Raw genomic sequence first — 14,641 nt, forward strand, 5'->3', positions numbered from 1 at the left:
CTAGGCGCCCGCTTGCGGTCGCATATCGGCCGGGTCGATCCCGGCGACCTCCACCGGCTTCTTCATCGCGTCGCGCCGGAATGGTTCACCCAGTTCCTGGTTGAGGATAACTTCTATGAAGGTCGTCACGCCATCGGCCTGGTCCTTGCAGGATTGCGCCAGGGCCGATGTCAGTTCCTCCTGGGTGCGCGCCGTTACGCCTTTAAGGCCACAGCCCTCTGCGACCTTCGCGTAGGAAAGATGCGGATCGAGCTCCGTGCCAACGAAATTATTGTCGAACCACAGCGTCGTGTTCCGTTTCTCGGCGCCCCACTGGTAGTTTCGGAAGACAACCATGGTGATCGCCGGCCATTCTTCGCGGCCGCAGGAGGTCATTTCGCTCATGGAGATGCCGAACGCGCCGTCGCCTGCAAATCCAACGACAGGCGTGTCCGGACAGCCGATCTTCGCTCCGAGAATGGCGGGAAAGCCATATCCGCAGGGACCGAACAGGCCGGGCGCCAGATATTTGCGGCCTTCCTCGAATGTCGGATAGGCGTTGCCGATGGCGCAATTGTTGCCAATGTCGCTGGAGATGATCGCATCCTTGGGAAGTCCTGCCTGGATCGCCCGCCAAGCCATGCGCGGCGACATGCGGTCGGGTTCGCGATTGCGCGCGTCCTCGTTCCATACGGTTCCCGGATCGTCCTCTTCGTGGTCCATACCGCTAAGAGTCTGGAGCCAGGCCGACTTGGTCTGATGAATGAGGGCCTTTCGGTCGTCGCGTCCCTTGTCTCCGGCTGCAGGCGTAAGTTTCTCGAGTATCCTTTTTGCGACCTGCTTTGCGTCACCGCAAATGCCGACGGTCACCTTCTTGGTCAATCCGATGCGGTCGGCGTTGATGTCGACCTGGATGATTTTTGCGTCTTTCGGCCAGTAGTCGATGCCGTAACCGGGCAGCGTCGAAAACGGATTGAGGCGGGTGCCGAGCGCAAGCACCACGTCGGCCTTCGAGATCAGCTCCATGGCCGCGCGCGATCCATTGTAGCCGAGCGGGCCGCAGGCGAGCGGATGGCTTCCCGGGAAGCTGTCATTGTGCTGGTAGCCGCTGGCGACCGGCGCGTCGAGCCGCTCAGCCAGTGCTTTGCATGCGTCAATTGCGCCGCCGATGACCACGCCCGCGCCTGACAGGATGACCGGAAACTCCGCGTCGGAGAGGAGTGCGGCTGCCTCGGCGATCGCGTCTTCGCCACCGGCCGGGCGTTCCAGCATGACGATTTGCGGCAGTTCTATATCGATAACCTGGGTCCAGAAATCGCGCGGCACGTTGATCTGAGCCGGGGCGGAGCCGCGCCAGGCTTTCAGGATGACGCGGTTCAGCACCTCCGCCATGCGCGAGGGATCGCGCACCTCTTCCTGGTAGCAGACCATGTCGCGGAACAAGGCCATTTGCTCGACTTCCTGGAAACCGCCCTGGCCGATGGTCTTGTTGGCCGCCTGCGGCGTCACCAGCAGCATCGGCGTATGGTTCCAGTAGGCGGTCTTGATCGGCGTGACGAAATTGGTGATCCCGGGGCCGTTCTGGGCGACAGCCATGGCCATCTTGCCGGTCGCTCTCGTATAGCCGTCGCAGATAATCCCCGCATTGCATTCGTGCGCGCAATCCCAGAAGGTGATGCCCGCCTGCGGGAAGAGATCCGATATGGGCATCATGGCGGAACCGATGATACCGAACGAATGTTCGATCCCGTGCATCTGCAGCACCTTCACGAATGCCTCTTCGGTTGTCATCTTCATCGCTTGGTTCCTCTCTTTGATCCCTGGCGTAGGTTTGCCGCCTGTTTGACTGATAGGAGTTTTGACCGGTCCTTGCTTAGAACCAGATCGGTCCAATGATTTGCGCCAGCGGCGGTAAACTGGCTCTACTGATCCTGCCGCATCGCCTTGATGATATGGGCGAGGCGTTCGATTCCCGGCTCGATCCGTTCTTCCGAAATAGAGGAAAAGCCGAGGCGGAAATAGTTGCGGTGCGCATCCGGTTCGCTGAAATAGATGTCGCCCGGCTCGATAATCACGCCGTCCTCCAGGGCTCTGGCTGCAAGCTCCGTGCTGTCGAGCCATTCGGGGCCTTTGACCCAGTAGGACGTGCCGCCGAAACAGGGGGCTTCCGCCCATCCGGGAAACCAGGCGTCAAGCGCCTTACCCATGGCCATCCAACGGTTGCGGTAGCTGCGGTGAAGCCGCCCGATCAGTGTGTCGTGGTGGCCAAGGGCGAGAAACAGCGCGACCACGCCCTGATTGTTTCCAGGTGGGTGGCGCAGCATTAGCCGTCGCAGGGCGCGGGCTTCGTGAATGAGCGGCGCTGGCGCAACCATGAAGCCCATCCGCAGACCTGGCATCAGCGATTTCGAAAGGCTGCCGACGTAGAGAACGCGCTGTGCGCCATCGAGCGATTTCAACGCCGGCGTCGGCTCGCCTTCGTAGTTGGTCTCCGATTCGTAGTCGTCTTCGATAATCAGGCTGTCGGCTTCCTCGGCCCAGGCGAGGAGCTGCTTGCGGCGCTCCAGCGACATCGTCACATTGGTCGGATATTGATGGCTCGGCGTGACGAAGACGAGTTCCGAGTCGGCCAATTCCTCGCCCACAACAATGCCTTCGCTGTCGACCGGAACCGGATTGATGGCGTCCGTTCTCAAGCTGAAAATATTGCGGATATCCGGATAGCCCGGATTTTCGATCGCCACCTTCGTGCCCTGCTTCACCAGCAGGCTGGAGAGGATATAGAGCGCGTTCTGCGCACCGAGGGTCAACAGGATTTCATCCGGCTCGGCAAAGATGCCGCGTCGGGTCAGGATGCGCTGACGTATCTGCTCGATCAGCATCTGATCGTCTTCGGCGAAATGGTCGTTGGTCCAGGCGTCCAGCCATTTGCGCCCCATGGACTGCCGCATGCAGTCCCGCCAGGCGGCGATCGGAAACAGCGCGGCGTCAGCCTGTCCGTAGATGAACGGGTAGGGGTAGTCATGCCAGTTGGACGGCTTGACAATGTTCGCCTGATCGCTCGGATGGACCCGGAACCGCGCCGCCCAGTCGGTCGTCGGCGTCATTTTCGATGGATTGGCGGCTGGTTTCATACCCGATACGGCGCCGTCGTGAATATCGGGCGACACGTAGAAACCGGAGCGTTCCCGCGCCACCAAGTATCCGTCGGAGGCCAGCGCCTGATAGGCCAGCATCACGGTGTTGCGCGACACGTGGAGCCGCTTCGCCATGGAGCGCGTAGAGGGTATCGGCGCGCCAACCGGAAGCTGCCCGGACAGCATGGCCGAGACCAGCATCTCGCGGATCTGGGTCTGCAGCGTCGTCATTTCCATGCGTTCGACATGGAACAGGGAATTGCGCATGGCGTCGTCGTTCCGGTTGGTTTTGTAAATCGGTGAAACTGGCCCTATAGTGCGGCCAATATTGCTCCCATGATCGGCGGAGGAAAACTGCGGTGAGTTTGCGGAAATGTCAATATGCGCCGGAAATTCTGACATTTCAGCGTAAATTGTCGCCTGGAAGTCGCGCCTGGCCATGTGGCGATCACTGGCGTCATCTGGTATCAAACTGGTATCAAAAGCTTTAGGTGTAGGAGAAGCGCGTTTGACCGAACTGCCCCGACATTGCCGTGTTGTCATCATCGGGGGAGGAGTCGTCGGATGCTCCGTCGCCTATCACCTTGCCCATCTTGGATGGCGGGACGTTGTGCTGCTTGAACGACAGCGTCTGACCAGCGGAACGACCTGGCACGCGGCCGGTCTGATCGCGCAGCTGCGCGCGACGCTGAATATGACGCGACTCGCGAAATACAGCCAGGAGCTCTACGGTTCGCTCGAGGCGGAAACCGGCATTGCGACGGGGTTCAGGCGCAATGGCTCGATCGCCGTGGCGCTCAGCGCCGACAGAATGGAGGAACTGCTGCGCAACGCCTCCATGGCGAAGGTGCACGGCGTCGAGGTTGATGTTCTGAGCACCGCGCAATGCGGCGAAATGTATCCGTGGCTCAACACGAACGACGTCGTGGGCGGTCTGCACATTCCGCTGGACGGACAGGCGGACCCGGCCAACATCGCCATGGCGCTTGCCAAGGGCGCGCGCCAGAAGGGCGTCGAGGTTCATGAATTGACGAAGGTGGAGGAAATCCACATTCGTGACGGGCGGGCCACCGGTGTGCGCACGAACCGAGGCGAAGTTGACGCCGAGATCATTGTGAATTGCGCCGGCATGTGGGGTCGGCAAGTTGGTCGGATGGCTGGCGTCAACGTTCCGCTGCACGCCTGCGAGCATTTCTACATCGTCACCGAACCGATTGCCGATCTTCCGGGCAATCTCCCGGTGCTGCGGGTGCCGGACGAATGCGCCTACTACAAGGAAGACGCGGGAAAGATCCTGCTTGGCGCCTTCGAGCCTGTGGCCAAGCCTTGGGGCATGGATGGAATCCCCGAGGATTTCTGCTTCGACCAGTTGCCCGAGGATTTCGACCATTTCGAACCGATTCTTGCGAAAGCCATCAACCGGTTCCCGCAGCTGGAAACGGCCGGGATACAGACCTTCTTCAACGGACCGGAGAGTTTCACCCCGGATGATCGCTATCTGCTCGGACCGTCGCCCGACGTCGAGAATTTCTACGTCGCAGCGGGTTTCAATTCCGTCGGCATCCAGTCGGCCGGAGGAGCCGGAAAGGCGCTGGCTGAATGGATTGTCGGAGGCGCGCCGCCATTCGATCTTTCGGATGTGGATATCCGCCGAATGGAGCCCGTCCAGGGCAATGGCGCCTATCTGAAGGAGCGGGTGAGCGAGACCCTTGGGCTGCTCTACGCAGATCATTATCCATATCGGCAGTACCAGACCTCGCGGAACGTGCGCCACACGCCATTTCACGAACGGATGGCGCAAAACGGCGCCCGGTTCGGAGAAACGGCCGGCTGGGAACGGCCGCATTTCTTTGACGATGGCCCTGCGGGGGAAGGCGTTGAGTACAGTTTCGGCTGGAAGCGGCAGCCCTGGTTCGATTGCGTTGCGCGGGAACATCGCGCCGTCAGGGAAACGGCCGGACTGTTTGACCTGTCGGCTTTCGGAAAATTTCACGTCGAGGGACTGGATAGCGTCGATGTCCTTCAGCGCATCTGTGCCAACGATGTCGACGTCGCTCCCGGCCGGATTGTCTATACGCAATGGCTTAACGAGCGCGGGGGGATCGAGGCCGACCTGACGGTGACGCGCATGGCGCAAGACAGGTTTCTCGTCGTCACCGGAGCCGCCACCGTCACGCGTGATTTCGCCTGGCTGAAGCGCCACATTCCTCGCGACGCGCGCTGCATCGCCGTCAACGTGACCGGCGGCGAGGCTGTCCTCGGACTCATGGGGCCGAATGCGCGCCGGATCCTTGGCAAGATCACATCCGCTGATCTTGCCAGCGAGGCCTTTCCCTTTGGCACTGCGCAAACGATCGAACTGGGCATGGCGCACTGCCGCGCCCACCGCATCACCTATGTCGGCGAACTGGGGTGGGAGCTTTATGTGCCGACTGACATGGCGCGCCATGTCTTCGACGCGGTGATGGAGGCCGGAAAGGATGAGGGGCTCCGGCTTGCCGGCATGCATGCCCTGGATACCTGCCGTCTGGAAAAAGCCTATCGCCATTTCGGTCATGACATCACGGACGAGGATCATGTCATCGACGCCGGTCTGGGTTTCGCGGTGAAGACCGGGAAGGCGGATGGCTGTTTCGGACCGTTCATCGGCCGGAAGGCCGTTCTTGCGAAACGCGAAGTCGGCGCCTCTCGACGACTTCTGCAGTTTATGCTCGACGACCCGGAGCCGCTACTTTACCACGCCGAACCGATCTTTCGCGACGGCGAGGCTGTCGGCTATCTCTCCTCGGCCGGCTACGGCCACACGCTCGGCGCGGCCATTGGCCTTGGTTATATCCCGGCGCGCGAGGGCGAAAGCCTCGATAGCATGCTCGCTTCAGACTACCGGATCGAAGTGGCGGGCAGGTCCTTCGTCGCAAAGCCAAGCTTTCAGCCGCTTTATGATCCGCGCTCCGAGCGGATCAGGCGCTAGTTTTACTGTTTCCGGTGGCGCTCTTTGACGACTCGCTGGTCGTGGAAGAAGGTTCGCATCCACTTTCTCCATTGGCTTTCTGTGTATCTCCGCGGCAAGATCAACTGGTTCAAATTGTCGAAACCCGGTGGGGTCATTTCGTTTCCGTAGGTCATAGTCCTTGTCTCCTCTTTCTGAAATACAGATGGGGTGAGCAAATGAACGACGCCTGTCCGTTACGTTAAATCGTGTTCATGTCTTCCATCAGCCTGGCAGACCTCCTTCAACGGATCTGCAGACAATAAACCACCCGCGTTTTGCACAATGCAGGTGGCAAGATGTTTCCAGATCAATATCATGCGCTAAAACCATCAAAGTGATGATGCGGTGTCCTGATCGAAAGGGCGTCGCTGCTCGTCAAACAAGACAGTGAATGCGAGAAAAAATGAAATTCGGAATCGGACAATCCGTAACGCGAAAGGAGGACGCGCGCTTCCTGACGGGCAGTGGCGCCTATGTCGAGGACATCATCGATCAAAGGGCTCTGCACGCCTTTGTCGTTAGGTCGCCGGTGGCGCACGGCGTGTTGAACGCGGTGGGCACGGTTGCGGCGTCCGGCGCGGATGGGGTCATCGCTGTTCTCACTGGCTCGGATTGCCAAACCGACAACATTGGCGGTATTTCCTGCCATACTCTGATTCCGGGAATGCACAAGGAAGTCGCCACACGCGAATTTCCCATCCTGAGCACCGGCAAGCTTCTCTATGTCGGCATGCCGGTCGCTGTTGTCATCGCAGACAGCAAAATGGCCGCCAGGGACGCCGCCGAACTCGTCGAAATCGACTTTGAGGAATTGCCTTCCGTTGTCTCGACGAAAAATGCGACCGCTAACGATGCGCCGGTGCTGTGGCCAGACGCTCCGGGCAATGTGGCCTTCGAAATTTCTCTGGGCGACGCCGACGCGACCGAGAGGGCGGTGAGCGCGGCCGCTCATGTCACGACACTCGAATTGCACAACAATCGCCTGTCGGCGAATTCGCTCGAGATGCGCGGCACAATGGCGTCATATGATCCGCGCGACGGCAGGGTAACCGTTTATACGTCGACCCAGGCGCCACACTCGATTCGCAATGACATAGCATCCGCAATCGGTCTGACACAGAACGACGTCCACGTTGTCGCTCGGGACGTCGGCGGAGGCTTCGGCATGAAAGGCGGCGTCTATCCGGAAGACATCGCGGTGGCCTGGGCGGCCAAAAAACTCAAGGCCACGATCAAATGGCATCCTGACCGGTCAGAGGCGCTTGTTTCAGATTTTCACGGACGCGATCAGAGTGTGAAAGCCTCTCTGGCTTTCGACGCTTCGGGGCGCATCAAGGCGTTGAAAGTATCCTGCGACTACAACGCCGGCGCGTTTCTGTCACCGGGCGGGGGCGTCTCGCCGCTTTTCGCTTCGACGCTTGCGACCGGCTGCTATCGCGTGCCGGTGGCTCACGTCTTTTCCAGGGCCGTCTACACCAATACCTCCCCGACGCAACCCTACCGTGGCGCAGGCCGGCCGGAAGCCGCATTTCTGATTGAACGGCTGCTCGACAAGGCGGCCCGTGAAACCGGGCGCGACAGGATCGAATTGCGCCGGCTCAACATGTTGACGAACAAAGACATGCCTTACCAGACGCCGCTTGTCTATACGATCGACAGCGGCGACTACCCTGCCATTCTGGACCGGGCGATGGAGGCGGCCGACTGGAGCGGATTCGAAGCCCGAAAGGCCCAATCCTTGAACAACGGCAAATTTCGCGGCATCGGAGTTGCCCTTCACATGGAAAACGCCGGTCTCATGAACGAAAGCATGGAAATCAGGTTTGATTCCGGCGGCGGCGTGACGGTGCTTGCGGGAACGTTCAGCCATGGACAGGGACACGAAACCGTCTATTCGCAGATGGTGTCGCAATGGCTCGGCGTTCCATTCGAGAGCATCCGCATCGTCCAGGGCGATACGGACGCCGTCAGTTTCGGACGCGGCACCGTGGCGTCGAGATCGATGATCAATGGCGGCGGTTCGCTGAAAATGGCCGCGGATCAGGTGATCGAGAAGGCACGGGCGATCGCCGGCCATCTCATGGAGGCAAGCGCGGCCGACATCGTATTCGAGGACGGCGCGCTGACTGTAGCCGGCACCGACCGCACAATGACGATACAGAAGGTCGCGGCCATGTCCTTTGCTCCGATCCTGCCGCCCGAACTCGGGTTGGGTCTTTCCGGCAGTGGCGATTTCAAACTCGAGGGTTTCACTTTCCCCAACGGCTGTCAGGTCGCCGAAGTAGAGATCGATCCGGAGACCGGCGTTACCTCGATCGTACGGATCGTGACGGTCGACGATGTCGGTACGGTCATCAATCCGATGCTGCTTGAAGGCCAGTTGGTCGGCGGCATCGCACAGGGTCTCGGTCAGGCGATGATGGAGGACTTCGTCTATGATGAAGGCGGTCAGGTGGTGACGGGAAGCTTTATGGATTATGCAATGCCGCGCGCTTCGGACATGCCTCCAATCCACTTCGAGGCGCTAAACACCGCCACCCAAACGAATCCCTTGGGCGCCAAAGGCGCAGGAGAATCCGGCACCGTTGGGGCGACGCCGGTGCTCATTTCGGCAATTCTTGACGCCATGCACCACCTCGGCGTTGATGATATCGCGCTTCCGGCGACGCCCGCAAAGGTCTGGTCCGCGATCAACATGGCATAGTCGTATTCATCAACCGAGCTGATACGCCGGCCTTTGGAACCGCTGCCTCTACCGGTTTGCCGAAGAGCGCCTCGGTTGTCCTGCGCGCGGACTTGCTGGAAAGATTGTGTTTGACAGCATACCAACCGGTCGGTATTATTAAACGAGCACGCCAACCCCCCTCCGGAGGAGGAAATCGAGAATGACTGACATTGTGACCTGTATATGGTTTGACGACGGAGAGGCGCGCAAGGCCGCGGAATTTTACGCCGCAACGTTTCCCGACAGCCATGTTGGGCGAGTCAACTCGGCGCCCGCGGATTTCCCGGGCGGGAGGCAGGGCATTGAACTGACGGTCGAATTCACCGTCCTTGGGCAGCGATTTGTCGGCTTGAACGGAGGTTCCCTGTTCAAGCCGAATGAGGCGGTAAGCTTCATGGTCGTCACCGAAAACCAGGAAGAGACAGATCGCTTCTGGAATGCGATTGTCGGCAACGGAGGCGAGGAGAGCGCCTGTGGCTGGTGTAAGGATCGCTGGGGTTTTTCCTGGCAAATCACACCGAAGCGTCTGCTCGACCTGACGACAAGCCAGGACGCAGAGGTGGCGAGGCGCGCTTTCGAGGCGATGATGACGATGAAAAAAGTTGATATCGTCGCTCTCGACGCCGCCGTGGCCGCCTGAACCGGCGGTCTCTGTTATATCCCCAAACATTTGTCAAAGGAGATTTTTCATGTCCGGCGTCGTCAAACTGCACCGGGTCTTTGCCGCAAGCCCCGAAAAACTCTACCGCGCATTCACCGAACCGGACGCCATTGCGAGTTGGGCGCCGCCTTACGGCTTCCTCTGTACGGTGCATGAATTCGACGCACGGGAGGGCGGTCGGCATCGCATGTCTTTCCGTAACTTTACAACCGGTGAAAGCCATTCCTTCGGCGGCGTCTATCTGAAAGTTGTTTCTGGCGAGACCCTTGTCTACACGGATGCGTTCGACGATCCGAACCTTCCGGGTGAGATGAAGATTACGGTTACATTCAAGGCTGTATCGGTGGGAACGGAAATGACGGTGGTGCAGGAGAATATACCCGATCCGATACCGGAAGAGGCCTGCTATCTGGGTTGGCAGGAGTCGCTTCAAAAGCTCGGGCGCCTGGTAGAGCCGGAAATCACCCAGTGATCCTGCCGCCGAAGGCACGTTTGACAAGGGTTCAGTACATATGAGCAACCAGCAGATCACAATCGAAACGACAATAGCCGCGCCAGTGGAACGCGTCTGGCAGGCCTACACCACGCCCGATGACATCACACGGTGGAATTTCGCGTCCGTGGACTGGTGTTGCCCAGGCGCTGAAGCCGATGTGCGGGTCGGCGGCAACTACAAGGCGCGCATGGAAGCCAGGGACGGGAGCTTCGGCTTTGATTTCGAGGCTGTTTACCAGGAGGTTGAGCCATGCAAGACGCTTGCTTTTGAAATGCCGGATGGACGCAAGGTGCGCACGACCTTCGAACAGGTTGACAACGCCACCGTCGTGAAAACCGTATTCGACGCCGAGACCGAGAACTCTTTGGAAATGCAACGGGACGGATGGCAGGCGATCCTCGACAATTTCCGGCGGCATGTCGAGGCTTAGGAGCGCCTTCGCGTCAGCTGCGCGTTATGTCGCCTGAAAGCGCTTCAGGATCTTCCTCCGCGAGTTCTGTGCAGACGACGAGAATGCGCGACTCGCGGTCGAGGGCTGATGCATAGAGATGGCCGCGATTGCTGTCGAAATAGATGCTGTCTCCCTCTTCCAGCGTGATCGGATCCATGCCTTCCAGATGAACGGTGACGCGGCCGTCGAGCACTAGCAGAAATTCCTGGCCCGGATGGGTGACAAAGCGGTCGATGCGGGTTTTCTCGTGCGGCTTGACGCTGCCCATGATTGGCGTCATGGCCTTGCGCCACACTTCCGGAAACAGCATTTCATAGCGATAATTGCTGGTCTCGTGCAGCCGATAATCTCCCTTGCGGGCGACGGAAAGTCCGCCCGGCGCAAAACGTTCTCCCTCCTCGGTGAAGAGTTCCGCGATATCCACGCCGAGACCGTCTGCAAGCTGGCTGAACCGGTCGTAGGTCAACGCCATGACACCGCGCTCAACCTTTGATACGGTCGAAATCGCCAGTCCGGACTGGCGGGCGACATCGGCGAGCGTCATGCCCTTGCCATGTCGTATCTGTCTCAGCCTTTCGCCCATTTGGGCGCGGCGTTGTCTGGTGTCGGCCTCTATGATTGCCTCCATGCGCCGGATGTATCTTCTCTAGCGTGACGCAGACGAAAGGTCCAGATTTTCGCATTGGAAAATTTTCTTGCCATATAGGAAAATCGAATTAGGATCGGAAAAAATTCAGGGGAAGCGTGGCTTGGCTTCGCGAGTGGATTCGACATATGATATCGCAGTTGTCGGCGCCGGCATTGCCGGCGCTTCGATCGCGTATGAGCTGGCGAAATCGGCGCGCGTGCTGGTTCTGGAACGTGAAAGTCAGCCGGGCTACCACACGACTGGCCGCTCTGCAGCGCTGTTTTCCGAAACCTACGGACCGTCTTCCATCCAGTCGTTGACGCGGTTTTCCCGCTCCTTCTATGAAAATCCGCCTGAATGTTTCACCGATACCGATCTTTTGACGCCCCGTGGCGTTCTATTCGTCGCGCGGCGTGATCAAGAGGCAAAGCTCGAAGAAACCTGCCGCCTCCAGTCCGCCAGTGGCAGCGTCAGGCCCGTCGATCGCGCTGAGGCGCTGGCGCTCTGGCCCTTGCTTCGGGAAGACTATGTCGCCGCAGCGATGATGGAGTCCGAAGCGCGCGACATCGACGTCAACGCCTTGCATCAGGGCTATCTTCGGGGCTTCCGAAAACAGGGCGGCGATCTTGTCTGCAACGCCGGGCTAAGAGGCCTCAGCCATGACGGACGGTGGACGCTCGAAACCGAAACCGGAACGTTTTTCGCCGATATTGTCGTCAATGCGGCCGGGGCCTGGGTGGACGAGGTGGCTGCGCTCGCGGGCGTCGAGCCGATTGGCATCGTCCCCAAGCGTCGCACTGCAATGGTCATCGACGCGCCGGCGGGAACGGAGGCCAATGAACGGCCGATGGTCGTTGACATAGACGAGGAGTTCTATCTCAAGCCCGACGCCGGTCGGTTCCTGATTTCGCCGGCCGATGCGACGCCGACAGAGCCTTGCGACGTGCAGCCCGAGGAGCTGGACGTTGCAATTTGCATCGACCGGATCCAGCAGGCTTTCAACATAGAAGTTCGGCGGATCCACAACAGCTGGGCGGGACTGCGCAGTTTTGTGGCGGACGGCGAGCCGGTTTGCGGTTTCGAGCCGGATGGCCGGGGATTCTTCTGGCTTGCCGGGCAGGGCGGCTACGGCATTCAGTCGGCGCCGGGTCTTTCGCGATTTGCCGCCGCGCTTGTCAGGGGCGAAGACATACCGGCAGGTTTGACGTCCTATGGCATGTCGGTTCACTCGCTGTCTCCTGACCGATTGGGGCGGGCGGCATGATCTGGATCGCGCCGGTCGTCGCTGTCGTATTGCTTCTGTCCGGCCTCGCGCTTGCCTATGTCATCGGCGCAGCAAGCGTTCTCGCGTTTCTCGCCACCGACAACAGCCGCTATCTCGCGATCCTGCCGCAACAGATCTTTTCCAAGATCGACGTTTTTGCGCTGATGGCGATGCCACTCTTCATCCTGGCGGGGGAGATTATGAACCGGGCGGGCGTGACGCGCGCGTTGATCGATCTTTCCATGGCCCTTGTCGGCCGGCTCCGCGGCGGACTCGGTCACGTCAACATCCTGACGAGTGTCTTCTTCGCCGGAATTTCAGGGTCGGCTGTCGCCGACGCCGCGGCGCTTTCGAACACCCTGGTCCCCGCCATGGAAGAGCGCGGCTACACGAAAACCTATGCCGGAGCGATCACCGCGGCTTCGGCGATCATCGGCCCGATTGTTCCACCATCGATTATCCTGATCTTCTATGGCGCATTGATGGAAACATCGGTCTCGGCGCTGTTCATCGCGGGCATCGTGCCCGGCCTCGTTCTTGCCGCGGCGCTCTTCTCCGTCAACGCCTGGTTCGCCTGGAAACAGGATCATCCGCGGGCGACCAAGGGTGAGACGCCAGCGCTCCTGCGTACGTTCCTGGTGTCGCTTCCTGCGATCTGCCTGCCGCTCATCATCGTTGGCGGGATCGTTCTCGGCTGGATGACGCCGACCGAAGCCGCCGCCGTGGCTGTGATCGCGGCACTTGCCGCCGGACAATTCTATACTGGACTGACGGTGGAAGGGGTCGTCGAAAGCCTGAAGCGAACCGCGATCCTGACCGGATCGATCTTCATGATCCTGACAGCGGTCGCCGCGCTCGGTCACCTGGCCGCGCTGGAGCGAATTCCGGAAGCCATTTCGGCGATGGTCTCCAATCTGGGTCTCGGCCCACTGGAATACATGATCGCGATGAACGTCGTCTTCATTCTGGCCGGCATGGTGCTCGACATACCAGTGGCGTTGGCTTTGCTCGTGCCTCTCATGGCGCCGGTCGCCCTTGCCCAGGGCGTCGATCCAGTTCACCTGGGAATTGTTATCTGCTTCAATCTTTGTATCGGGCTGGTGTCGCCGCCTCTTGGCGGTTGTCTGCTCGTTGTGTCGGCAGTCAGCAAGGTCAACTATTGGGCTCTTGCGAGAGCGGTGCTGCCTTTTGTTGTCGTGGAAATAGGGGTTCTGGCGCTGCTTGTCGCCGTGCCGGAGATCAGCCTGGCGCTGCCGCGCGCCATGGGTTTGGTGGGAGGAGGCTGACGCCCGAAGGGCGAGCCTGTCAAAACAAAGGAGAATGGAAATGAAATATGCATCTCTTGCAACATCGGCCCTTTTCGGGCTGGCCTTGACGGTCGGTCAGGCGATGGCGGCGGATACCGTCAAGGTGGCGCTGGACAGCCCGCCCGATTTGGAACAGTCGGGAAGTTATGTCTGGGCGCATACCTTCGTGACCTATTTGAACGAGCACGGAATGACAGCCGAGGAATACCAGCGCGGCGCGCTCGGCGGAGACGACGAGCTACTCGACCAGGTCTCGCAGGGCCTCGTCGAAGTCGCGATGGCGCCGGTCAAGTCGGCCGGCGGGCTCGAAAGTCTGATTTTCGGTCTTTATCTGCCTTACTTCTTCACCGACATGGGTGAAGTCGACACCGCCCTTTATGACGGCGGCATGCTGGCGAAGATCAATGAAGGCACCACGCCGAAGGGCGTCAGGGTTCTCGCCGTCGACAGCGTTGGCGTTGGAACGGGCATCTTCAACACCAAGCATCCGGTCAACAAAATGGCCGATCTTGCAGATCTGCGCATGCGTGCGCTCGACGAAACCCAGATCGATCTGTTCGAAGCCTGGGGCTCCACGGGAACCGTCGTCAGCTGGGCCGAAGTGCCGAACGCGCTACAGACCGGTGTAGCCGACGGATATCTCAACCCGCCTTTCGTGCCGCTGATGTTTGGCCACACGGACTTCATCAAGCACTTCACCGACGCCAATATCTCCCAATCGGTTCGCATCGTGATCGCATCGGAAGACTGGTATGAAGGTCTGACCGATGAAGAGCGTACGACCGTCGATGACGCCGTCAAGGCCGCCGACAAGGCCAACCGCGACTGGCTGAGCGGTCGTTCCGGAATTCTCGGCAAACTGCGCGAAGCCGGCGTCGAAGTCGTGGAACTGACCGATGAAGCGCGCGACGAATTCGTCAAGGCGTCGGAAGCGATCTACAAGGACGGCCAGCTCACGGCCGAGCAGATCGAAGCCTGGACCATGGCAAAGTCGAAATAAG

Annotated in this window: 11 protein-coding genes; 8 read left to right on the forward strand and 3 right to left on the reverse strand. The window is 59.9% G+C overall.

The window, feature by feature from the left end:
• A complete protein-coding gene (gene xsc / locus AAFN47_RS08875; RefSeq protein WP_499808854.1) occupies positions 1–1,776 on the reverse strand; it encodes a sulfoacetaldehyde acetyltransferase in 1,776 nt (591 codons plus the stop codon).
• A 125-nt stretch (positions 1,777–1,901) separates the two neighbouring features.
• Complete coding sequence (gene pdxR, locus AAFN47_RS08880; protein WP_499808855.1) at positions 1,902–3,383, reverse strand: MocR-like pyridoxine biosynthesis transcription factor PdxR; 1,482 nt, start codon at positions 3,381–3,383, stop codon at positions 1,902–1,904.
• A gap of 241 nt (positions 3,384–3,624) precedes the next feature.
• Between pdxR and AAFN47_RS08885 the strand changes: the two genes are divergently transcribed.
• The 5 genes from AAFN47_RS08885 to AAFN47_RS08905 all read left to right on the forward strand — a co-directional run bounded on the left by AAFN47_RS08885 (position 3,625) and on the right by AAFN47_RS08905 (position 10,420).
• Complete coding sequence (locus AAFN47_RS08885; protein ID WP_499808856.1) at positions 3,625–6,087, forward strand: GcvT family protein; 2,463 nt, start codon at positions 3,625–3,627, stop codon at positions 6,085–6,087.
• 424 nt (positions 6,088–6,511) lie between these two features.
• Complete coding sequence (locus AAFN47_RS08890) at positions 6,512–8,812, forward strand: xanthine dehydrogenase family protein molybdopterin-binding subunit (RefSeq protein ID WP_499808857.1); 2,301 nt, start codon at positions 6,512–6,514, stop codon at positions 8,810–8,812.
• 181 nt (positions 8,813–8,993) lie between these two features.
• Complete coding sequence (locus tag AAFN47_RS08895) at positions 8,994–9,473, forward strand: VOC family protein (protein ID WP_499808858.1); 480 nt, start codon at positions 8,994–8,996, stop codon at positions 9,471–9,473.
• 49 nt (positions 9,474–9,522) lie between these two features.
• The gene (locus AAFN47_RS08900; protein ID WP_499808859.1) at positions 9,523–9,966 is read left to right on the forward strand and encodes an SRPBCC family protein; all 444 of its coding nucleotides are present in this window, start codon (positions 9,523–9,525) and stop codon (positions 9,964–9,966) included.
• 40 nt (positions 9,967–10,006) lie between these two features.
• Positions 10,007–10,420 carry an SRPBCC family protein gene (locus AAFN47_RS08905; RefSeq protein ID WP_499808860.1) on the forward strand — a complete coding sequence of 138 codons (414 nt, stop codon included), beginning with the start codon at positions 10,007–10,009 and terminating at the stop codon, positions 10,418–10,420.
• 13 nt (positions 10,421–10,433) lie between these two features.
• Here AAFN47_RS08905 and AAFN47_RS08910 read toward each other — a convergent pair whose 3' ends face one another.
• Positions 10,434–11,069 (reverse strand): helix-turn-helix domain-containing protein, encoded by a 636-nt coding sequence (locus AAFN47_RS08910; protein WP_499808861.1) that lies wholly within the window; start codon positions 11,067–11,069, stop codon positions 10,434–10,436.
• 133 nt (positions 11,070–11,202) lie between these two features.
• On the opposite strand from AAFN47_RS08910, the gene AAFN47_RS08915 reads away from it, so the two are divergent.
• Genes AAFN47_RS08915 through AAFN47_RS08925 form a run of 3 tightly spaced genes read left to right on the forward strand, consistent with a single transcriptional unit; the run spans position 11,203 to position 14,640 of the window.
• A complete protein-coding gene (locus AAFN47_RS08915) occupies positions 11,203–12,333 on the forward strand; it encodes an NAD(P)/FAD-dependent oxidoreductase (RefSeq protein ID WP_499808862.1) in 1,131 nt (376 codons plus the stop codon).
• Positions 12,330–13,619 (forward strand): TRAP transporter large permease, encoded by a 1,290-nt coding sequence (locus AAFN47_RS08920; RefSeq protein WP_499808863.1) that lies wholly within the window; start codon positions 12,330–12,332, stop codon positions 13,617–13,619. The genes AAFN47_RS08915 and AAFN47_RS08920 overlap by 4 nt, the downstream gene beginning before the upstream one ends.
• 40 nt (positions 13,620–13,659) lie before the next feature.
• On the forward strand, positions 13,660–14,640 hold the full coding sequence (locus AAFN47_RS08925; protein ID WP_499808864.1) for a TRAP transporter substrate-binding protein: 981 nt from the start codon (positions 13,660–13,662) through the stop codon (positions 14,638–14,640).
• The last annotated feature ends 1 nt before the right edge of the window (position 14,641 follow it).

The sequence above is a fragment of the Hoeflea sp. CAU 1731 genome (genome assembly GCF_039888615.1).
In the GTDB taxonomy this organism is placed as follows: domain Bacteria; phylum Pseudomonadota; class Alphaproteobacteria; order Rhizobiales; family Rhizobiaceae; genus Flavimaribacter.